The sequence below is a fragment of the Mycobacterium sp. 1245801.1 genome (assembly GCF_001673055.1).
In the GTDB taxonomy this organism is placed as follows: Bacteria; Actinomycetota; Actinomycetes; order Mycobacteriales; family Mycobacteriaceae; genus Mycobacterium; species Mycobacterium europaeum_A.
The window spans coordinates 1-19,771 of sequence record NZ_LZKY01000057.1 but is presented as its reverse complement, the minus strand read 5'-3'; the positions used below and the strand labels follow the sequence as shown (position 1 = coordinate 19,771).

Annotated in this window: 21 protein-coding genes, 1 tRNA gene and 1 pseudogene; 14 read left to right on the top strand and 9 right to left on the bottom strand. The window is 67.5% G+C overall.

The genetic code is table 11. The annotated features are described in order from the left end of the window. From A5622_RS27780 to A5622_RS03195, 4 genes and pseudogenes are all read right to left on the bottom strand, one after another. Positions 1-73 (bottom strand): annotated as a pseudogene (locus A5622_RS27780) (WXG100 family type VII secretion target); the annotation flags it as partial. Positions 74-231: 158 nt separating this feature from the next. Then, positions 232-1,407, bottom strand: coding sequence for a PPE domain-containing protein (locus tag A5622_RS03205; RefSeq protein ID WP_066860515.1), 1,176 nt, complete (start codon positions 1,405-1,407; stop codon positions 232-234). A gap of 57 nt (positions 1,408-1,464) precedes the next feature. Continuing rightward, positions 1,465-2,361 (bottom strand): PE domain-containing protein, encoded by an 897-nt coding sequence (locus tag A5622_RS03200; RefSeq protein ID WP_066860520.1) that lies wholly within the window; start codon positions 2,359-2,361, stop codon positions 1,465-1,467. 738 nt (positions 2,362-3,099) lie between these two features. Then, positions 3,100-3,429: a DUF732 domain-containing protein gene (locus A5622_RS03195; RefSeq protein ID WP_066876612.1), complete on the bottom strand. Its 330-nt coding sequence runs from the start codon at positions 3,427-3,429 to the stop codon at positions 3,100-3,102. Between the two features lie 183 nt (positions 3,430-3,612). Here A5622_RS03195 and A5622_RS03190 point away from each other — a divergent pair, with 183 nt between their 5' ends. Both A5622_RS03190 and A5622_RS03185 read left to right on the top strand, forming a co-directional pair. Then, positions 3,613-4,839 (top strand): bifunctional 2-polyprenyl-6-hydroxyphenol methylase/3-demethylubiquinol 3-O-methyltransferase UbiG, encoded by a 1,227-nt coding sequence (locus A5622_RS03190; protein WP_066876615.1) that lies wholly within the window; start codon positions 3,613-3,615, stop codon positions 4,837-4,839. Positions 4,840-4,869: 30 nt separating this feature from the next. Next, positions 4,870-4,943, top strand: a tRNA-Leu gene (locus A5622_RS03185). A 105-nt stretch (positions 4,944-5,048) separates the two neighbouring features. Here the strand turns inward: A5622_RS03185 and A5622_RS03180 are convergent. Both A5622_RS03180 and A5622_RS03175 read right to left on the bottom strand, forming a co-directional pair. After that, positions 5,049-5,441 carry a nuclear transport factor 2 family protein gene (locus A5622_RS03180; RefSeq protein ID WP_066876611.1) on the bottom strand — a complete coding sequence of 131 codons (393 nt, stop codon included), beginning with the start codon at positions 5,439-5,441 and terminating at the stop codon, positions 5,049-5,051. A 95-nt stretch (positions 5,442-5,536) separates the two neighbouring features. Further along, positions 5,537-5,818: a hypothetical protein gene (locus A5622_RS03175; protein ID WP_066860553.1), complete on the bottom strand. Its 282-nt coding sequence runs from the start codon at positions 5,816-5,818 to the stop codon at positions 5,537-5,539. 295 nt (positions 5,819-6,113) lie between these two features. Between A5622_RS03175 and A5622_RS03170 the strand changes: the two genes are divergently transcribed. The 10 genes from A5622_RS03170 (at position 6,114) to A5622_RS03125 (ending at position 15,777) form a co-directional block, all read left to right on the top strand. After that, entirely contained in the window at positions 6,114-7,220 is a 1,107-nt protein-coding gene (locus tag A5622_RS03170; protein WP_066876609.1) for a helix-turn-helix transcriptional regulator, read from the top strand. Positions 7,221-7,371: 151 nt separating this feature from the next. Continuing rightward, complete coding sequence (locus tag A5622_RS03165; protein WP_066876607.1) at positions 7,372-8,178, top strand: hypothetical protein; 807 nt, start codon at positions 7,372-7,374, stop codon at positions 8,176-8,178. A 124-nt stretch (positions 8,179-8,302) separates the two neighbouring features. Then, a complete protein-coding gene (locus tag A5622_RS03160; protein WP_066876605.1) occupies positions 8,303-9,058 on the top strand; it encodes a dienelactone hydrolase family protein in 756 nt (251 codons plus the stop codon). Positions 9,059-9,067: 9 nt separating this feature from the next. Continuing rightward, positions 9,068-9,340, top strand: a complete 273-nt coding sequence (locus A5622_RS03155) for a DUF6295 family protein (protein WP_066876602.1) — start codon at positions 9,068-9,070, stop codon at positions 9,338-9,340. A 7-nt stretch (positions 9,341-9,347) separates the two neighbouring features. Beyond that, positions 9,348-10,118, top strand: a complete 771-nt coding sequence (locus A5622_RS03150; RefSeq protein ID WP_066876600.1) for a DUF427 domain-containing protein — start codon at positions 9,348-9,350, stop codon at positions 10,116-10,118. Between the two features lie 390 nt (positions 10,119-10,508). Next, a complete protein-coding gene (locus A5622_RS03145; protein WP_066876598.1) occupies positions 10,509-11,618 on the top strand; it encodes a WD40 repeat domain-containing protein in 1,110 nt (369 codons plus the stop codon). Between the two features lie 228 nt (positions 11,619-11,846). After that, on the top strand, positions 11,847-13,475 hold the full coding sequence (locus A5622_RS03140; protein WP_066876597.1) for a fatty acid--CoA ligase: 1,629 nt from the start codon (positions 11,847-11,849) through the stop codon (positions 13,473-13,475). Between the two features lie 19 nt (positions 13,476-13,494). Further along, a complete protein-coding gene (locus A5622_RS03135) occupies positions 13,495-13,968 on the top strand; it encodes an SRPBCC family protein (protein ID WP_066876596.1) in 474 nt (157 codons plus the stop codon). 25 nt (positions 13,969-13,993) lie between these two features. Then, on the top strand, positions 13,994-14,884 hold the full coding sequence (locus tag A5622_RS03130) for a class II glutamine amidotransferase (RefSeq protein WP_066876594.1): 891 nt from the start codon (positions 13,994-13,996) through the stop codon (positions 14,882-14,884). A 23-nt stretch (positions 14,885-14,907) separates the two neighbouring features. After that, positions 14,908-15,777: a patatin-like phospholipase family protein gene (locus A5622_RS03125; RefSeq protein WP_066876592.1), complete on the top strand. Its 870-nt coding sequence runs from the start codon at positions 14,908-14,910 to the stop codon at positions 15,775-15,777. Positions 15,778-15,809: 32 nt separating this feature from the next. Here A5622_RS03125 and A5622_RS03120 read toward each other — a convergent pair whose 3' ends face one another. Both A5622_RS03120 and A5622_RS03115 read right to left on the bottom strand, forming a co-directional pair. Beyond that, entirely contained in the window at positions 15,810-16,892 is a 1,083-nt protein-coding gene (locus A5622_RS03120; RefSeq protein ID WP_197507936.1) for a patatin-like phospholipase family protein, read from the bottom strand. 99 nt (positions 16,893-16,991) lie between these two features. After that, a complete protein-coding gene (locus A5622_RS03115; protein ID WP_197498146.1) occupies positions 16,992-17,381 on the bottom strand; it encodes a lipoprotein LpqV in 390 nt (129 codons plus the stop codon). 181 nt (positions 17,382-17,562) lie between these two features. Between A5622_RS03115 and A5622_RS03110 the strand changes: the two genes are divergently transcribed. Further along, positions 17,563-18,168, top strand: coding sequence for a cysteine dioxygenase (locus A5622_RS03110; protein WP_066876588.1), 606 nt, complete (start codon positions 17,563-17,565; stop codon positions 18,166-18,168). Then, positions 18,165-18,602, top strand: a complete 438-nt coding sequence (locus A5622_RS03105) for a rhodanese-like domain-containing protein (protein ID WP_066876585.1) — start codon at positions 18,165-18,167, stop codon at positions 18,600-18,602. Before A5622_RS03110 ends, A5622_RS03105 begins: the two co-directional genes overlap by 4 nt. Positions 18,603-18,990: 388 nt before the next feature. Here the strand turns inward: A5622_RS03105 and A5622_RS03100 are convergent, their stop codons facing one another. Further along, complete coding sequence (locus A5622_RS03100) at positions 18,991-19,626, bottom strand: TetR family transcriptional regulator (RefSeq protein WP_066860591.1); 636 nt, start codon at positions 19,624-19,626, stop codon at positions 18,991-18,993. Between the last annotated feature and the right edge of the window lie 145 nt (positions 19,627-19,771).

Genomic DNA, 19,771 nt, shown 5'->3' with positions numbered 1-19,771 from the left:
TCTGGGCGTGCACCTCGAAGCGGCCCGCCATCGCCCGCATCTCGTGCGGGTCGGTCATAAAACGTGTTGCCATGTCGACTGTCTCCTATCTTGAAGCTTCAGTTCGCCGAAGTCTTAACAGTTGTATTTGATGCAGTGGTGGCCGAGTTGTAAACAGGTTACGGCCTGCCGGTTAATTGCTCGCCTCAATTGGGTGACATGTACCCCCTTCTTCCCATATCACCGGACCTACTAGACGACGACCTGCTTGGGCATGACGATCGGCTTGAAGCCGTACCGCGGGCCGGACCCGTACGCGCCGGCACCCTTTGCCGCCGCCGCCATTCCGGGCATGCCGGGCATCGCGCTGACCGGCTCGGCCGCCTCGGACGCGACGGTCCAACCCGAGCCCTCGAGCGGGGCGGTCGCCGAAACCAGTTGCGTCGCCGGGGCGGCCGCAGACCAACCGGGCGGCACCGACAGGCGGCCGACCATGGAGGCCTCCCCGACGGCCGCCGATGTCGCGGCGCCCAGGCCACCCACCGGCCTCACCGAGTTGACGATGGTGCCCTCGGTGATGCCCGCAACACCGTCGGGCGCCACGTCGCCGACGGCGATGGCGGGCACGGTGCCCAGTGTGTGGCCCAGCGACACCGCCGTCGGGATGGTGATCATCGTGAACCAGGCCGCGGTGTTGACCGCGCCGTTGATGGCGTTGAGGACGGAAGGTGTGCCGAGGAAGTTGTCGATCGAACCCAGGAGCCCGTCGGTTGTGAACGGCAGTGTCGGCGCCGCGAGGGTCGCCGCACTGGAGATGGGAGCATCCAACGCCTGGACCGTGCCGCCCGCCGCGTCACCCGCGAGGGCGGCGTTGTCCACGGTTGCGGCGGCCGCCGGGTCGGTGGTCGAGGTCAGCGGCGTCACCGGCGTGAGCACCCCGGCCGCGGCCGATGCCGCCTGATACGCGGCCATGGCGGCGGCGTCCTGGGCCCAGTACTCGGCGTACAGGGTGTCGAGCGCCACGATCGCGGGCGTGTTCAGGCCCAGCACATTGGAGGCGACGAGCGCCGCCTGGGTGGCCCTGTTGGTGGCGATCACCGGCGGCGGCACCACAGCCGCGAACACCGCCTCGAACGCCGCCGCGGACGCCGTGGCTTGGGCACTCGCCTGCTCGAGCGTCGACGCCGTCTCGGTCAGGTAGGTGACGATGGGCTGAGCCGCCGCCGCGGCCGCCGCCGAGCCCCCGCCCGTCCACTGCTCGCTGGTGAGCAGGGAAATGATCGACTCCCACTGGGTCGCCGTGGTACTGATCTCGGCCGCCAGGTTGGCGTAGGCCGTCGCGGCGGCCATCAGGGGCGCGGCGCCCGCACCGGAGTAGATGAGCGAGGAGGTGATCTCCGGGGGTATTGCCGCAAAACTTAGAACCATTTTTGTCCCGCTCCTTATTTTGTCTGTTCGAATGCGACGTCTGGGGGTGACCGCTGCTTAGACGGCCGTCGGCTTCGGCATGACGATCGGCTTCACGCCGTAACGCGGCGCACCGAAGCCGGCGCTGCTGCGCGCCGCCGAGGCCATTCCCGGCATGCCGGGGATGACCGTGCCCGCGCCCGCCTGCGGCGCGGCCGCGGTCCAGCCCGCCGTTTGGATCGCGCTGACCGGCGTGGCCACCGGTGCCGACGCGCCGGCCCAGCTCGGCGGCACCGCGAGGTTGCTGACCATGGTCGCCGAGCCCATCGAGGCCACCGGCATCGCGCTCATGCCGCCCGCGCCGCCTGCCGCGACGGTGGTGGCGCCGAGCCCCGGCGAGGCGGCAACATCCGAGGCCAGTCCGGCGCCCGCGGCGTCGGCGGATGTGTCGAGCAGACCACCACCGGCGAGCCCGATCAGGTTGGACGCGGCCGAGGCCCAGTTGCCAGCACCGATGTTCAAGATGTTGGCGCCGTTACTCGACAGGCCGAATATCCCGCCGAGCATGTTCGGGTTGGTGCCGTTTCCGGTGCTACCGAGCAGCCAGGAAAGGAAGTCGAGGGGGGTGTTCGACGGAGTGGCCGCGGCGGCGCTGACGGGGGCGTCCAGAGCTTGCATCGTGGCCTGGCTCGCGTTGACGGCCTCGGTGTCGCCGTAGGCATTGGAGCTGATGCCAAGCGTTTGCGAGTACTGCTCCAGCAGCGCCTGCGCCTCGGCGGCGACGGTCTGGTACTGGGTGCCGTACGCCGAGAAGATTGCTGCCTGCTGGGCCGAGACCGGATCGGCCGCCGCGGGAGCAAGCACGGTGGTCGCCGACGCCGCGCCCGCGTTCTGCGCTGCCAGGTTGGTGTTGATCCCGCTGAGCAGCTGCTGCGCGGCTAACATCTCTTCGGTTTGTGTCGTCAGAAATGACATCCGTTGCTCCTAGTGTTGGAACGGACCGACCCCCTACGGCGAGCCGGCCTGTGTGTTTACGCCACGTCCCCTGTGCGTTGGGGAAAGGCTAGCTATCCACCGACTCCACGTTCCCGCCGAAAAGGCACACGTGACAGCCGTTTACGGCTTCTTAACGCCGAGTGTCGTAGTTTTAACAAGCTCCTGTCGGGCGATACCGTGACGTCATCTGAGCTCGGGCGGCGCAACAGGAAACCGCGCGCGGCGCGCGGATCTTAGCGGACGCCCGTCCGACCTGCACGTTAGACATGTGGCAAATGACGGTTCGGGGGCAGCGCCGACGGGTCGCTGCCGTGTACCGGCGCCCCGGCGGCTCGATGTCCGACCGCAGACGTGCCAAATCCCCAAGCGCCCGTTGACGTTCGACCGTGGCCGGAATTCCGGGCGAGTCCAATCGACCCGAATTGCGGTTCTGGCCGCGCCAGCGCGCGGCGGTGCCACGCAAACTGGCCAGAGCTTGCGCTGGGTGCCCGAATAGCGTGCCGCCAGGCCTGCTGTGACGCGCACGCCGCCATGGCCGTCGCGGACCGCGGACCTTTGCTCCCGGCGGTTAGGTGGTGTGGCTCCCGGTGTCGGGTAGCAAACCCGCGAGCGGCGAGGCGGGGTGAGAGACCAGGCTCCGGAAATTCCGGGCTGTGAGTGGTCGCCACAGCGGCAGCGGCACCACGACGACGGTGCCGCCGCCGCTGTTGGTGGCCCCTACAATTTGCTGCGGTTTTGCGGGCAGTACGCCGCGACCGCCGCTCCGACGATGATGTTGGCGCCGCCGTTGCTCAACCCGAGCGACTTCTTCACATCGCCGATGGTCTGAGCCGCGGTATCCCCGCCATCGAAGTCCGTGCACACGGCATGCCCGACATTGATCATCGATTGGTCGGCGCCATCCGCCCAGCTGAGTCCGCGCAAATGCAGCGTCTGCAGGTACTGGTCATCCGCGGGGTCGGCACTCGCGATCGGCGCGGCGACCATGCCGACGACGCCCGCCGCCGCGATAGCGACCGGCGCGGCCCACCGTGCCGTGATTTTCACTCGTCGACTCCTCCGCGCCAATTCGTGCGTGCAGGAATCGAATCCTAATTGCGTCCGGCAAATCTGTCTCGACGAGTTAACCAGGCGTTTCTCCTCGCCCGGATATCGGCGAAGGCTTGTAAGTTGGTCGCCACCGCCAAACAAGGCAGCAAAACCCGCCCGTGCGAAGGAGCCAGCGCCGTAGTGACCGACGATCCGCGGGGTGACGCCGTCTCCCGCCAATACGATCGGTGGGAGTATCCGCCCCCGGTGGCCGACCTCGCTGCGTGGTGCGAAAGCCACTGGGATTGGTTCGATCCGTTCTGGGCTCACCGGGTGTTGTGGCCGGACCGCGACTACAAGCCGGACCTCGACATCCTGATCGCGGGTTGCGGCACCTTCCAGGCCGCCCTGTTCGCTTTCAAAAATCCCGGCGCGACGGTGGTCGGGATCGACGTCAGCCAGAATGCGCTGAACCAGCACAACCGGCTCAAGGACAAGCACGGGCTGCAGAACTTGGAGCTGCACCTGCTGCCGATCGAAGAGGTGTCGGCGCTCGGGCGCGACTTCGACCTGATCGTTTCCAGCGGAGTCCTGCACCACATGGCGGACCCGCTGGCCGGGCTCACTGCGCTGGGCGCGTGCCTGCGCCGCGACGGGGCGCTTGCGGTCATGCTGTACGCCAAGTACGGCCGGATCGGCGTCGAAATGCTCGAATCGGTGTTTCGCGACCTCAAGCTGGCGCAGGACGACGCGTCGGTCCAACTGGTCAAAGAGGCCATCGCGATGTTGCCGGCCGACCACCCGGTGCGCGGCTATCTCAAGGCGGCCCGCGACCTGGTCTCCGACGGCGCCCTGGTCGACACCTTCCTGCATCCCCGGGCGCGCAGCTACACCGTTGCGGAATGCCTCGATCTGGTCGCCGCCGCCGGACTCGCGTTCCAGTCATGGTTTCACAAGTCGCCGTACTACTCGCACGAGATGCTCACGCCGGCAAGCGGATTCCAATCTGCGCTTGGCCAATTGCCCGAGGCCGAACTGTGGTCCGTGATGGAGCGCCTGCAGCCGGCGAACGCCACCCATTTCTTTCTGGCCTGCCGCCCCGAGCGCCCCACGGAGCAGTACACGATCGATTTCGCGTCACCGGCCTCATTCGATTACGTACCGCTGCTGCGCACGGCGTGCCTGTTGTCCGGCGACGAAATCCATTGGCCGGGCGGCAAGCAAAAGCTCAACCCGGCCCAGTTGCCCTTCGTGCAACACGTCGACGGCCGCCGTACTATCGCCGAGATCATCGAATCCGTGGGACGCGCAGGTGCCGTCCCCGATGAGCACCGGGCTCTGCTGCGAGATTTCGGCCACAAGCTGTTCCAAGGGTTATGGCGGTTGGACTTTCTGGCCATGGCGCTGAACGCCGACCCGGCCGGATAGCCGGTCCCCGGTCGGCTACATTCGCGACGGGCCCCCATAGCCCAATTGGCAGAGGCAGCGGACTTAAAATCCGCCAAGTGTCGGTTCGAGTCCGACTGGGGGCACTAAAAATTGGCTGGACGTCGCTGTCCATTACCCAGAGCAGTCGGCCCGCCCCCGAGCGGGTCACGGGCCGCTGCTTCGTCGGAGAGTAGGCCTGGGACGGGTGATCAGGCCGTCGCCGCCACCTTCTTGCCGAAGATGCGCTCCAGCGCCGCGGTGTCGCCGTATGCCTGCACCCGTACGGTGCGACCGTCGCGCACGGTGAATACCGTTGCAGCGTCCGTGGTTTCGCCGGCCACGGTGGTTTGGCCGAGCATGATTACCAAGTCGCCGTCCGCGAGCATGCGCTCACTCGTGACAGAAGCTTGCTTCTCACTCATCTTGGCCAGCAGCTCTGCTATTTCCTGCTTGCCGTGGTAGGTGCCGCTGATGGCACTGTCGCCCGGCTGGATCCACTCGACGTTCTCATCGAACAGGCTCATCACCGTGTCGCCGTCACCAGCGTTGAAGGCTTCGTACCCCTTCTTGATCAGCTTCATGTTCTGTTCTTGCTCTGACATTCCCGTTGCCTTTCGTGATAGTCCGATGTTTCGGCCGTGACCGACATGGCCGGTCCAGCGTCCGACTGAAACGCGCTAGAGCGCGCATCGCCTGGTCAGAGGTGCTCCATCATGCGAGACATCCGTCCATCCTCGAAATAGCTGGTGTAACGCCGCGGATAGACAGGCCGCGGCTCGGGCAGTCTGAAGTGGATATGGCCGATGGCTGATATGAAAGCTGCACGAGACCAGTGACGATGAATCATTGCCGGCGACACCGCTGCGGCGGCCACTGCGGTGTTGAACAAGACCTCCGATTCGCTGATCACAACCGGTGACGAGGCGTTTCGGGCGGCGTCGGTGGTCGCTTGACCGGTATCCGGGCGGTCGATCGGCATGCCCGTCGCGGCCGGAGCTGGCTCGACATCGAGCGCCGACCGACCGGCTGGGGAGTGCGACTTGGGTAGTAGGTGCAACATGGCGGCTGCCTTCTGGTGATTGCTGGCTCCGACTGGGAGTCACAGGGATCGAACACTTCAAGGGAAGCATCATGAGGTGGGCAAACACCTCATCTATATGGATGACATTTCGATCTGAACGGGATCCGACTATCCTTTGCTGAAGCCTGCGGGAGGTATACAGCGAGGAAGGCGAATCGATGCGGATACCAACCGGTGAATCGAAGCCCCGGCCGTGGTTACTGTCGAGGATTTCTCCCGCCTGATAGCTGGCATTTACGCTGCGGCGGTCACTCCTGATCGCTGGGAGGCGGCCTTGGGTTCGATTCGCCGCGCGCTGGACGGGACGGCCAGCGGGTTGTTTTTGGCAGACAGTACGGTCTGGTCCGTTCTCGATTCGACCCTTCCCGCGGCCGCCGCCAAGAGCTACGTGGAGTACTACCACCGCTTCGATCACGTGCTTGCCGCCGTCGGGCGAGGCCCGGTCGCCGCGGTACGGACGGGGACGGAGTTGATGCCGCTCGTGTCGAAGTCGGAGTTCTACGAAGAGTGGTTGCATCCTCTCGAACTTGGCGACGGGATGTTCGTCCGGCTGACGGGTGGGCCCACACCGACGTGTTTCATCGTCGGGGCACCGAGACGCACCGAGTCGTTCGACACGTTTGACCGTGTGAAGTTGATGAGGGGCCTGGTTCCACACCTGCAACAGGCCGTGCGCACACAAAACAAGCTTGCCGCTCTTAGCCACACCACTGCGGAGCTGGCGGACGCACTGGAGGTTGTCCGGCACGGAATCGTCGTCGTCGTCTCCCGCGAACACTTAGTTAAAGAAATGAATTCGGCTGCGGAACGGATTTTCCGCGCCGGAGATGGGTTTTGCATGCGGTCGGGATGCATCGCTGCGACGAGCGCGCACACTGAACGAGAGCTGCATCGCGCCATAGACGACGCGCTTCGAGGCGGATGCTCCACCATTCGGGCGGAGCGGTCGCTCATCTCTATTCGCCCCTCCGGTAAGCGGCCGTATGTCGTCCATGTGCTGCCATCCCACTGCCGTGATGCCGATGGGCCACTGAGGAAGCCAAAGGCCTTGGTTCTCATCATCGACCCCGAGGACGAGCCTGAACCCCCTGCGGTGTTGTTGCGGCGGCTCTACCGCCTCACCGATGCCGAGGCAGACGTTGCCTTGCGCATCGCGCATGGCGCGGGCTTGAAGGAAATTTCACAGGAGCTGTCGGTCTCAGTGGCGACGGTTCGCACTCATCTGCAACATGTCTTCGACAAAACCGACACGCACCGCCAAGCTCAGCTGGTCCGCCTTCTACTCGTGCTACGTCCGTAGTCACGCGGGCCCGCTGTGCACCCGACCGTATTTGGCCGCCAACAAGGACGTTTGACTCACGCCCTGTCCCCTCAGGTCCGCCGATCGCGGACCAAGGTTTTGGGCCTGCCGCCGACGACGCCGCAAACCGCCACTCATACACTGACCCAGCATGGGCATGCTGTTCGGCCTCGCGCCGTGGATCGTGTATTGGGTACTCGTCGGTAACGTCCCGTTCGCGGCGGCCGTGCTGGTCGCGCTGGCGATCGCCGCTGTCAGCCTGGGCGCCGGCGGCGTGGCCGGGCGGAAGTGGCAGTTCTTTGACTTCGCTTCCGTCGCAGTGCTTTTGGTCCTCGCCGCGCTGACCTTCGCGCTCAGTGAGTCGTTCCTGCAGCGGTGGATACTGCCGCTGAGCAATGCCGGGATCTTCCTGGTGACGCTGACCGGGGTGCTGGTCGGCAAGCCGTTCGTGGCCGAGTTCGCCGCCGCCGAACAGGCCCCCGACATCATCAAAACCGAGCTGTTCGGCCGGATCGTCAAGATCCTCAGCTGGCTCTGGGTGGCGACGTTCGCGGCGATGACGGTGTCCTCGGCGCTCCCGTCGATCCTGGCAGGCCCCGCGGGCCCGGCCGGCACCACCGCCGCCCTGATGCTGGACACGAAGACCCCGCTGTTCTTCCTGTGCTACTGGATCATTCCCTTCGGGCTGCTGGGGCTCACGGCGGTGGCGTCGCGACTGCTGCCCGACCGGATGCTGGTCGGGATCGACGACGTCGCACGGGAAACCTCGTTCGTTGCCTATGACGAAGCCACCATCGACGAGCTCTACTTCCTCGCCCAGGAGCACGCCAACCGCGAGGTGGGCCCGGGCAAGGAGGCCTACGCCGTCAAGGTCGGCGGGATGGGCACCCCGTTGACCGGAGACGAGTCCCGCAAGTCGTGGCCCTCGACCTACAAGGTGCGCGACAAGCGGCACTGAACGCCCACCGCGGTTGGGCTACGTTGGTTCTCGGCGGAGCGGCCCGAACCGCGGCACGCGCTCCGCATCCGGCCAAGGGCACCCCATGACGGGTTCTCCGCCGGAGCGGAGAAAGGGAGTCGCGATGAACGCACCCAGCGCGGACGCCATGCGCGCGGAAACCATCACCATCACCGGCCACGGCGGCGACGAGATCGAGGCCTACCAGGCGGTGCCGCTCGCGCAGGGATCGCGGGGTGGCGTCGTGTGGATCCACCACATGCCCGGATACGACCGCGAAACCAAGGAGTTCGTCCGCCGGCTCGCCGTCAGCGGCTACAACGCCGTCGCGCCCAACCTCTACTCGCGGGAGGCCCCGGGTGCCGCGCCCGACGACGCGGCCGCCGCGGCGCGGGCCGCGGGCGGGGTGCCCGACGAACGATTGGTCGGCGACGTCGCGGGCGCGGTGGAGCACCTGCGATCGCTGCCGGGCGCCAACGACAAGTTCGGCGTCATCGGGCACTGTTCGGGCGGACGGCACGCCTACCTGGCCGCCTGCTCACTGCCGTTCGATGCGGCGGTGGACTGCTACGGCGCGTTCATCGTCGAGGACCCGCCCGAGGGCATGCCCAAGGCCATGAAGCCGATCCTTGACCTGGCCGGCAACCTCAGCTGTCCGCTGCTGGGCCTGTTCGGTCTCGACGACCGGTTCCCGGCGCCCGCCGCCGTCGCCACCCTGGACGCCGAACTCACCCAGCTCGGCAAGCCGCACGAGTTCCACTCCTATGAGGGTGCGGGCCATTCGTTCTTCTCCGTCGACCGTCCGGCGTATCGGCCGGAGGCCGCGGTGGACGGCTGGCGGCGCATCGATGAGTTCTTCGCCACCTACCTGAAAGGCTAGGCGTCTGCCATGTGCACCTATCTCACCGAACACGTCGAGATCGACGGCAGCGGCAAGGGCGCAACGGGATGGTTCGGGGCCAGCCGCGCCACGGTGTACGTCGACCATCCCGTCCACGCGCCCTACGGCCACACCGTCAACATCGACGTGATTAACCCGAAGCTCGGCCCGTCGGCGCGGGTGGCCCTGGAATTGACCGAGGAGAGCGCGCTGGCGCTGGCCGACGCCATTTACAAAGCGATCGGCCACGCACCGGCCGGGCTGGCCTCCAAGGACCAGTAGGTCAGCGATGAGCGCCGAACGCGACTACCCCGACATGGCTGCCGCCCGCGGCCGGATCGAAGCCGCCCCGCGGCGCGTTCGCGGTTACCTCGGCGATGCGCTGGTCTTCGACACCACCGGCGCCCGGTACGTGTGGGAGGTCCCTTACTACCCGCAGTACTACATCCCGCTCGCCGACGTCCGCACCGAGTTCCTGCGCGACGAAAACCACGCCCAGAAGGTGCAATTCGGCCCGTCCCGGCTGTACTCACTGGTGGGTGCCGGCCAGACGCACGAGTCCGCCGCGCGGGTGTTCGACGCCGACGGCGGCGGCGCGTTGGCCGGTACCGTGCGCTTCGAATGGAATCCGTTGCGCTGGTTCGAGGAAGACGAGCCGATCTACGGTCACCCGCGCAACCCGTACGCACGCGTCGACGCCTTACGCTCGCACCGCCACGTGCGGGTCGAACTCGACGGAATTGCGTTAGCCGACACCACTTCTCCCGTTTTGCTGTTCGAAACCGGTTTGCCCACAAGGTATTACATCGATCCTACCGATGTGGCCTTCGAGCACCTGGAACCCAGCGCGACGCAGACACTGTGCCCGTACAAGGGAGTGACGTCGGGCTATTGGTCGGTACGGGTGGGCGACGCCCTGCACGAGGACTTGGCGTGGACCTACCACTATCCGCTGCCGGCGGTGGGGCAGATCGCCGGTCTGATCGCGTTCTACAACGAAAAACTCGACATCACCGTCGACGGCGCCAGATTGGCTCGCCCGCAGACGCAGTTCAGCTAGTCGGCGCAAGGTGTGATCTTTCCCTCCTCGCCACATAAGCCTGAGAATTCCTTACTAATTCGCCGTAGGCCCGTTCACGTGGGCGGTTAGCGGCCCGGGTGAAATCCGCCGGAAGCGGGTTTGCCTCACTTTCGCTACGGGTAAGCGTCTGCGGTACAGCGTGATTGGAGTCTGAGCAGAACCTGAGTGCGAACAGTGACGTAGCTAACGTCGAGCATTCCTGATCTGCTTTGCGGCGATGTGCGGCCAGTAGACTACCGAAAACCAGTCTCGTCAGTGCCTTTCGGTGCTGAAAGCCGGTGGATCCGATGGTCGGATCGCCGCGAACATCTCGGCGGCGTCGACACTCGACCACTAGAGCCGACAACCACAGCAAAGGCGGTATCAAACGTGAACGATGTGAACGGCCCTACAGCCGCGCACCACGAACGAGACGGGCGAGCCTTCGAGCTGGACACCACCTCGGTGATCCGAGTCCCACTGCACAACGGCCCGATCAGCGATATCGACATCAGCCCCGACGGGCGCCGGCTGGTCGTCACGAACTACGGCCGCGACATGGTGTCGGTCGTCGACGCCAAGACCTGCCGCGTCTCGAGCACCGTCACCGGCCTGGCCGAGCCCTTCGCGGTCGCGATGAACGGCGCGGACGCCAACTACGCCTACGTCAGCACGGCGACCGCCGGCTATGACGCGATCGAAGTCATCGACGTCGTCACCAACTGGCGCATCGCCACGCACCGGCTCGCGCACAGCGTGAGCGGCCTGACGGTGAGCCCGGACGGCAGGTACCTGTACGCCAGCCGAAACGCGGTTCGCGGCGCCGACGTGACGGTGCTGGACACCACCACCGGTGAGCTCGAGGTGATCGAGCTGGCGGCCGAAACCGGTACCACCACCGAATGCGTGCGGGTCAGCGCCGACGGCCGGCGCCTGTACGTCGGCATGAACGGGCCGACCGGCGGCAGCCTCGCCATGATCGAGACCCGGACGCGCTCCGACAACCGCCGGGTCGGCGGCCGGTCGCGCATCGTCGGCGTCATCGACCTTGGTCTGCCCGTGCGCGACGTGGCGCTGAGCGACGACGGCGCCACGGCGTACGTGGCGAGCTGCGATCCCGTCGCGGGCGCGGTGCTCGACGTGGTCGACACCCGGGCCACCGAGATCGTCGGCACCCACAAGGTGCCCGAGATCACCGGCCCGCTCACCAGGATGACGCTGAGTCGCGACGGCGCGCGCGCCTACCTGGTCAGCGATGACCGCATCACGGTGCTGAGCACCCATCGCCAAGAGGTCGTCGGCGAGGTCAAGGTGTCCCACCACCCGTCCTGCGTGGTGGAAAGCCCCGACGGCGCCCATCTCTACGTCGCCGACTACTCCGGCGTGGTGACCGCGGCGCGCATCGCCTCGCCCACACCGCTGCCGCGCGCCGGCGAGCGGGACCTGTCCATCGCTGGCTGGTTGCCCGAGCTGCCGGAGTGGGAGCCGGTGCTGGCCTAGCATCACCGGGGTCCTGTGCGTCTGTGAATCCTCGGCGCCGAGTGTGAATCCTCGTCGGGGTTTGTCGGCGTGTCGCCGCCCAGCGTTCACACTCAAAGCCTTGGTTGCACGCTCGATCGGGGTCGTTTCGGCCCGGTAGATGCCGCCACTCACCCTGAATTCGGGCTTAGGGTAAGAGGCGGTCGCCGACACGGGCGGTGCTGCGCTGAGAGTAAGGGCGGTAGATCAATGGACGGCACCATGCAGGACTTTCCGTTGACGATCACCGCGATCATGCGGCACGGCTGCACCGTGCACGGGGAACGCACCGTCACCACCTTCACCGGCGACGGATACCGGCGCACGACGTATCGGGAACTGGGTCAGCAGGCCGCGCAACTGGCGAATGGACTACGCCGCCTCGGTATCACCGGTGACCAGCGGGTGGGCACGTTCATGTGGAACAACGCCGAACACCTCACCGCATACCTCGCGTTGCCGTCGATGGGCGCCGTCCTGCACACCCTCAACATTCGCCTGTTCCCCGAGCAGATCGCCTTCGTCGCCAACGAGGCCGAAGACCAAGTGGTGCTGGTCGACGCGTCACTGGTCAAACTGCTCGCGCCCGTGCTGCCAGACCTCGAGACCGTGCACACGGTGATCGTGGTCGGCGACGACACCGAGCCGCTGCAGGGGGCCGGCAAGACCGTGCTGCGCTACGCCGACGTCCTTGACGGCGAGCCCACCGAGTTCGACTGGCCGCACATCGACGAGAACTCCGCGGCCGCGATGTGCTACACCAGCGGCACCACCGGCAACCCGAAAGGTGTTGTCTACAGCCACCGTTCGAGCTTCCTGCACACCATGGGCGCGTGTACCACCAATGGCATCGGGGTCGGGGCCACCGACAGCGTGCTGCCCATCGTGCCGATGTTCCACGCGAACGCCTGGGGGCTGCCCTACGCCGCGCTGATGGCCGGTGCCGACCTGGTGTTGCCCGATTGCCACCTGGAACCCCGGTCGCTGGTCCGGATGGTCGAGGACCTGCGGCCCACGGTGACGGGCGCAGTGCCGACCATCTGGAACGCCGTCCTGCATCACCTCGAGGACGACCCCGACCACGACATGTCGTCGCTGCGGTTGGTGGTCTGCGGCGGCTCGGCCGTCCCGGTGTCGCTGATGCGCACCTTCGAGGAAAAACACAACGTGCAGATCCGGCAACTGTGGGGCATGACGGAGACGTCGCCGCTGGCCACCATGGCGTGGCCGCCGCCGGGAACCCCGGAGGACCAGCACTGGGCGTTCCGCGGGACGCAGGGCCAGCCGGTCTGCGGCGTCGAGATGCGCATCGTCGACGACGACGGCCAGGTGCTGCCCAACGACGGCAACGCCGTCGGCGAGGTCGAGGTGCGCGGACCGTGGATCGCCGGCGCCTACTACCTGGGTCGCGACGAGTCGAAGTTCGACTCCGGCTGGCTGCGCACCGGCGACGTCGGCCGCATCGACGAACGCGGCTTCGTCACTCTGACCGACCGCGCCAAGGACGTCATCAAATCCGGCGGCGAATGGATCTCCTCGGTGGAGTTGGAGAACCTCTTGATCGGCCACCCGGATGTGGTCGAGGCCGCGGTGGTCGGGGTTCCCGACGAGCGCTGGGAGGAGCGGCCGCTCGCCGTGATCGTGGCCAAGGACGGCTCCTCGGTGAGCGCCGGACAGCTGCGAAAGTTCCTCGCCGACAAGGTCGTTCGATGGTGGCTGCCCGAGCGGTGGACCTTCGTCGACGAGATTCCGCGCACCAGCGTCGGCAAGTACGACAAGAAGACCATCCGGTCGCGGTACGCCGAAGACGGATACCAGGTGGTCGAGGCCCACGACTGAGCTGAAAGGCGTTACACCGGTGCCAGATTCGCTCGTTGTTGATCAATCCGTGGTCGCCCCGGTCGCGGTCGCAGACGCATTTCACCGCACGCTGCCCATCGCGCTCCCGACGCTGTTTCACCGCTGGTATGGGCCGTTCCCGCCGATCAAGGGGGTGCGCGAGCAGACCGGCGCCTGGGATGCCGCGGGCCAAACGCGCATCGTGCACCTGGCCGGTGGTGCCCGCATGCGCGAGGAACTGACCAGTGTCGATCCGCCGCGCTCGTTCGGCTACCGGCTCTCGGAGATCACCGGCCCGATGGCTCTGCTGGTCGACCACATCCTCGGCGAATGGGTCTTCGCCCCCGCCCCGGGCGGCACCGAGATCACCTGGCGCTGGGACATCCGCCCGCGCTCGGCGCTGACGGCCCGCGCCCTGCCGGTGCTGGGCGGCCTGTGGAAGGGCTACGCGCGCCGGGCGCTGCGTCACCTGTCGGCCTTGCTGACGGCGTGACCCGCGACCGCTAGCGTGGGGAGCCATGTGCCGACTCTTTGGCCTGCACGCCGGGACGCACGCGTGCACCGCGACCTTCTGGCTGCTGGACGCCCCGGACAGCCTGGCCCAGCAGAGCAGGCGGAATCCGGACGGCACCGGGCTGGGCGTCTTCGACGAACACGGCCGGCCGCACCTGTACAAGGAGCCGATAGCGGCCTGGCAAGATGCCACATTCGCGACCGAGGCACACCGGATGACCGGCACGACCGCCATCGCCCATGTCCGATACGCGACCACCGGCTCGCTCGACATCCACAACACCCACCCCTTCCTGCAGAACGGGCGGATCTTCGCGCACAACGGCGTCCTCGAAGGATTAGACATCCTCGACGAGCGGCTGCGTGAGGTCGGCACCGAGGATTTGGTGTTGGGGGACACCGACTCCGAGCGGGTCTTCGCGTTGATCACCGCGTCGATCCGGGCCCGCGACGGCGACATCACCGCCGGCCTCACCGACGCCATGCGATGGCTCGCCGACCACGTTCCCATCTACGCGGTCAACGTATTGCTGAGCACGGCCACCGACATGTGGGCGCTGCGCTACCCCGAAACCCATCAGCTATACATCCTGGATCGATCCGACGAGGCGGCATCGCATGACGCGGAATTCGACCTGTGCACCAAGCGGATTCACGCCCGGTCGGAGCATCTGTGTGAGCGGTCGTCGGTGGTGTTCGCGACCGAGGTGATGGACGACGAGCCACGCTGGCGGCTGCTGCCGGCGGGCGAACTCTTCCATGTCGATGCGGATCTGCACATCCACCGCAGCATGATCCTGCCCGACCCGCCCAAACATCTGCTGCGTCGCGAGGACCTGAGCTCGCCGGTGGAGGAGTCGCAGCACGCCCTGCCGAACACCCGGCAACTGGCCTGATCGGTGCTGGCAAGGTAGACGGCGTGACAACCAAACGCGCCCTGGTGCTGGCCGGTGGGGGAATAGCGGGAATCGCCTGGGAGACAGGTGTTCTGCGGGGCATCGCTGACGAGTCACCCGCGGTGGCCCGGCTGCTGACCGAGTCGGATGTGCTGGTCGGGACCTCGGCGGGCTCGGCGGTCGCCGCGCAGCTGAGCAGCGGCCACACCCTGGCCGAGCTGTTCGACCGCCAGGTCGCCGATTCGTCGGCCGAGATCGATTCGGGGGTCGACATCGAGGCGATCACCGAACTGTTCCTGACCGCCCTGGGGGAGCCGTACGAGGAATCGCTGGACAGGACCCGCCAACAGATGCAACGGATCGGGGCCGTCGCGCTGGCGACCAAAACCGTTCCCGCGCCGGTGCGCCGGGACGTGATCGCGCACCGCCTGCCGTCGCACGACTGGCCGGACCGCGACTTGCGGCTCACCGCCATCGACGTCGCTACCGGCGAATTGACCGTGTTCGACCGCGACGCCGGTGTCGACCTGGTCGATGCGGTGGCGGCCAGCTGCGCGGTGCCCGGGGCGTGGCCGCCGGTGACGATCGGCGACCGCCAGTACATGGACGGCGGCGTCGCCAGCTCGGTCAACCTCGTGGTGGCCGCCGACTGCGACACGGCGGTGGTGCTGGTGCCCTCCGGCGTCGACGCTCCCTCGCCGTTCGGTGCGGGGCCGGCCGCCGAGGTCTCGGCGTTCCCCGGCGCGGCCTTCGCGGTGTTCGCCGATGCCAATTCACTGGCCGCGTTCGGGCCGAACGCCTTGGACCCGGAGTGCCGCATTCCGTCGTCGGTGGCCGGACGCGAGCAGGGCCGCCGCGAAGCCGCCGCCATCGCCCGCTTCCTGGGCGCGTGAATGCGCTTGGCGCGCAAGGGTATTGAGACCGCTCAGTGCTCGGTCGTGGGCGGGGACTCCGGGTCGTCCTCGACGTCCAGCGCGTCGAGCGCCTCGTTCGCCAGCGCCCGCCCGGCTTCGATGACCTCCACCGCCCGGTGGAATTCCAAGGCCCGGCAGGTCGAGCGCGGGACCTCGATGAGTAGGTCGGGCGGGTAAACCGCCAGGGTGTGACGCGCCAGCGCCGCCTGGGCGATGTCAATGGTCCGGTTCATCACCTCGAAGCTGCCCAGCTTCGGCACGCCGAATCCGGCGCCGGGTAATTCGTCGGCCTCGTGGTCGACGTCGTCGTCGGCCGCGGGCCGCTCGTCATCCGGGGCGTCCGCCCAGCCGTCGGCCTCCCCGCTCGGGCCGCCCAGTCTGCTCAGCACGGCCCGCGCCGTCGGCCGATCGAGCAGCGAACGGGCGGCGGCCGTGTCGAGCAGCGCGGAGGTGCTGCGCACCATGCGGGTCAACCACTCGACGGTGGCGCCGGGCTCCGGCTCGCGGTTGCCGATCGCCTCGCTGCCGGACAGGCTCACCGCGATGGTCAAATCGGCGTTGACCGCGGCGAGCGGGGCCATCGGCAGCGGATCCAGGATGCCGCCGTCGGCGAGCAGCCGCCCGTCGACCGCATGGGGGGCTATCACCCCGGGGATGGCGATGGACGCGCGGATCGCCTCGTCGAGGGGGCCGCGCTGAAACCACACCGACTTGCCCGCCAACAGGTCGGTCGCCACCGCGGTGTACGGGATGGGCAGGTCCTCGATGGCGACCGGGCCCAGGACGTCGCGCACCGCGTCCAAGATCTTGCCGGCCCGCATCACACCGGCCGCGCTGATGGACGGGTCCAGTAGCCGCAGGATGGTGCGCTGGGTCAGCGACTTCGCCCAGTCGGCGAACTCGTCGAGTCGCCCGGCCGCCTGCAGACCGCCGACCAGGGCGCCCATCGACGAGCCGGAGACGCCCACCACCTCGTAGCCGCGCGCCGCCAGGGCCTCGATCACCCCGATGTGCGCGTAGCCGCGGGCGCCGCCGCTGCCGAGCGCGAGTGCCACCCGGGTCGGTGCTGAGCGACGCGGAACTTCGTCAGGCACCCCTCCATTTTGCGCGGAGGCGCGAGGTGACCGGGCGGCCAGGGCAGTTTTTTCAGCCGTGATCCCAATTACGCGGCGGCGCGCACCCCGGGCGCGGCGCTACCCGCATTCGTTGTTGGCGGCCGCCCGCGCGGCGACGATCACGGCCGCCTGGCGGGCCGGGGTCAGCTTCGACCAGGGCGCGTTCCAGCTGCCCGCGGTGCCCGTCGGTGACGCCTGCACCATCGACAGATAGGGCTCGAACAGTGACGCACCGGTCTTGGGCTGGGCGTCCATCCACTGCTGCGCGGCGTGACAGGCCTGGTAGTACTCCTCTTCGGTGGAGTCCGCGGGCACATCGACCCTGGTTGTCACGCCCGAGGGGGACAGGCCGACCGCACCCGGGGGCGCCGAACCGGGGCCCTTGGGGATGCCGGACGGCCGCGCCGACGAGGACGAGGGAGCACCGGTGTGCGCGCCGTGCGAGCACCCCGTGGCCGTCAGGGCCATGCCCACCACGAAGGTCGCCACCACCACCGCGCCCCATCGCCGGGACCGATCACCGCACCAGCGCACGGTCTCAATCTATGCAACACTTGCGGCCGTGATGGAGCGCTTCGGATTTTGCGAGTGTTGTCGGCCGTAACACGCCGCCGCTTGTCCTTTCCGCTTTCGCCCTGGAGCTCCCCTGATGTCTGTGCCCGTAGCCACTGAGGCTGCCCTGCGCCCCCGCACCCTTTCCGCCCCGTCCGCCGGTCCGACCCGGCTTCGCGTGCCCGATCTGCTCTACGCCACCGACCGGGCCGCCGACGATGTGCTCAGCGGGCGCTGCGATCACCTGCTGCCGCCGGGGGGCATACCGCAGTCGCGGCGCTGGTTCACCCGCATCCACGGCGACGAGGAGCTCGACGTCTGGCTGATCAGCTGGGTGCCCGGGCAGCCGACCGAACTGCACGACCACGGCGGGTCGCTGGGGGCGTTGACCGTTCTGTCCGGATCGCTCAACGAATATCGTTGGGACGGAAGGGCTTTGCGACGCCGTCGGCTCGACGCCGGCGATCAGGCCGGATTCCCGTTGGGCTGGGTGCACGACGTGGTCTGGGCGCCCCGCCCGGTGTCGGCGCCCGTCGCGCTGCCGAGCGCGGGGGTGCCGGGCGGCGCGCGGGTGCAGCCGACGCTGAGCGTGCACGCGTACTCGCCGCCCCTGACCGCGATGTCGTACTACGAGATCACCGACCGCAAGACCTTGCGCCGCGAACGTACCGAACTGACCGACCAGCCGGAAGGATCGCCATGAGCCGCATCGACGTCGTCCTGAGATCCGCCCGGCGCCGGTTTCGCCGGTTGCCCGCGGTGGAAGTGCCCGACGCGGTGCGCCGCGGCGCGGTGCTGGTCGACATCCGGCCGCAGGCCCAGCGGTTTCGTGAGGGCGAGGTGCCCGGGGCGCTGGTGATCGAACGCAACGTGCTGGAGTGGCGCTGCGATCCCACCAGCGAGGCCAGGCTGCCCGAGGCCGTCGGCGACGACGTCGAATGGGTGATCTTGTGCTCGGAGGGCTACACGTCCAGCCTGGCCGCGGCGGCGCTGCTGGACATCGGCCTGCACCGCGCCACCGACGTCATCGGGGGCTATCACGCGCTGGCCGTCGCCGGCGTGCTAAGCGAGCTGGCGGGGGGCCGGGTCGATCCGGTGTTCGCGGACACCGGCTCGGCCGCCCGCCGCTGGCTCTAGGTCGCCTCGTCAGTCGTTGCTTCGTTGAGGTGGTCAGCAACGGCGACCTTGCGTTGGGAACCTGCCAAAGCCGGGCCCACTAGTTAACTGCAACCCCGACGGGTGATTCGACGCCGGCCGGGGGAACACATGCGGCCGCGGCAACGGCGGTCATTGCGAGGACGGCCGCAATCAGGATCTTCGCGGTTAGACGTGACATCAGGACTCCGTTCTTCGGCCCCCTGGCAGAACTCTAGATCGACCGCGGGCAAATTTCAATCGCGATTGAATTAATGCATCGTGCTGGGGGTGTTCCGTACGGAATCTTCGAGGTCACCGCCGCGTCGCCGGCGCTGGTTCGGTGGCTGTCCGGCAGGCACGGGACCGCATCTTCGCGCGCCGTGGCGGGTTATTGCGTCGCCAGGCCGAGCCCCAGCTCATCGGCGGGGGCGGTGAGGAACCGGTGCACTGCTGGCCCCACCAACCCGACCACCTCATCAACGCCGAGCGACGACAGTGGAGGCACACGCATGACGTACCGCAGCATTCCAGTGCCGACGAGGTTGGTCGCGGCCAGCATTGCGCGCAGACGCGCTTCATCGCCACCGCCCAGGGCGCTGGACACCGCGGTGAGCAGATAATCGTGCAGGAAACCGCGAAATGCATCGTTGGCATCGCTGTTCGACGTCGCCGACTGCACCATCGACACCATGCTCGCGGCCGTATCAGGCTGCTCCCAGATGCCAAGGTAGGCCCGCACTATGCGGCAGCCTAAGTCGTCGTCTTGCCGGGCGATCTCAGTCGTTAGCAAATCAGAGGGCAGCACCAGCTTCATCGACTCGCGGAACAATGCCGCCTTCGAGCCGAAGAGATACAGAACCATCGAAGGGTCTACTCGCGCATCGTCTGCAATCGTCCGCAGCGTTGTTTTGTCGTAGCCATGGGCGGCGAACTGCCGCTTTGCCGCGCCAAGCACCGCGTCGCGCGATACCGGCTCGCCTTGGCGTCTACCGCGCCGCTTCTGAACTTCCCCAGGCGGCGACACGCTGCGAACGATATCATTTCAACACTCGTTGAAAAGCGGGCCGGGGCGGGTCGATCCGGTGTTCGCGGACACCGGCTCGCCCGCCCGCCGCTGGCTCTGGGTCGTCTGGCCCTAGGCCGTCTCGTCCGAGTGCAGCAGCGGGCGC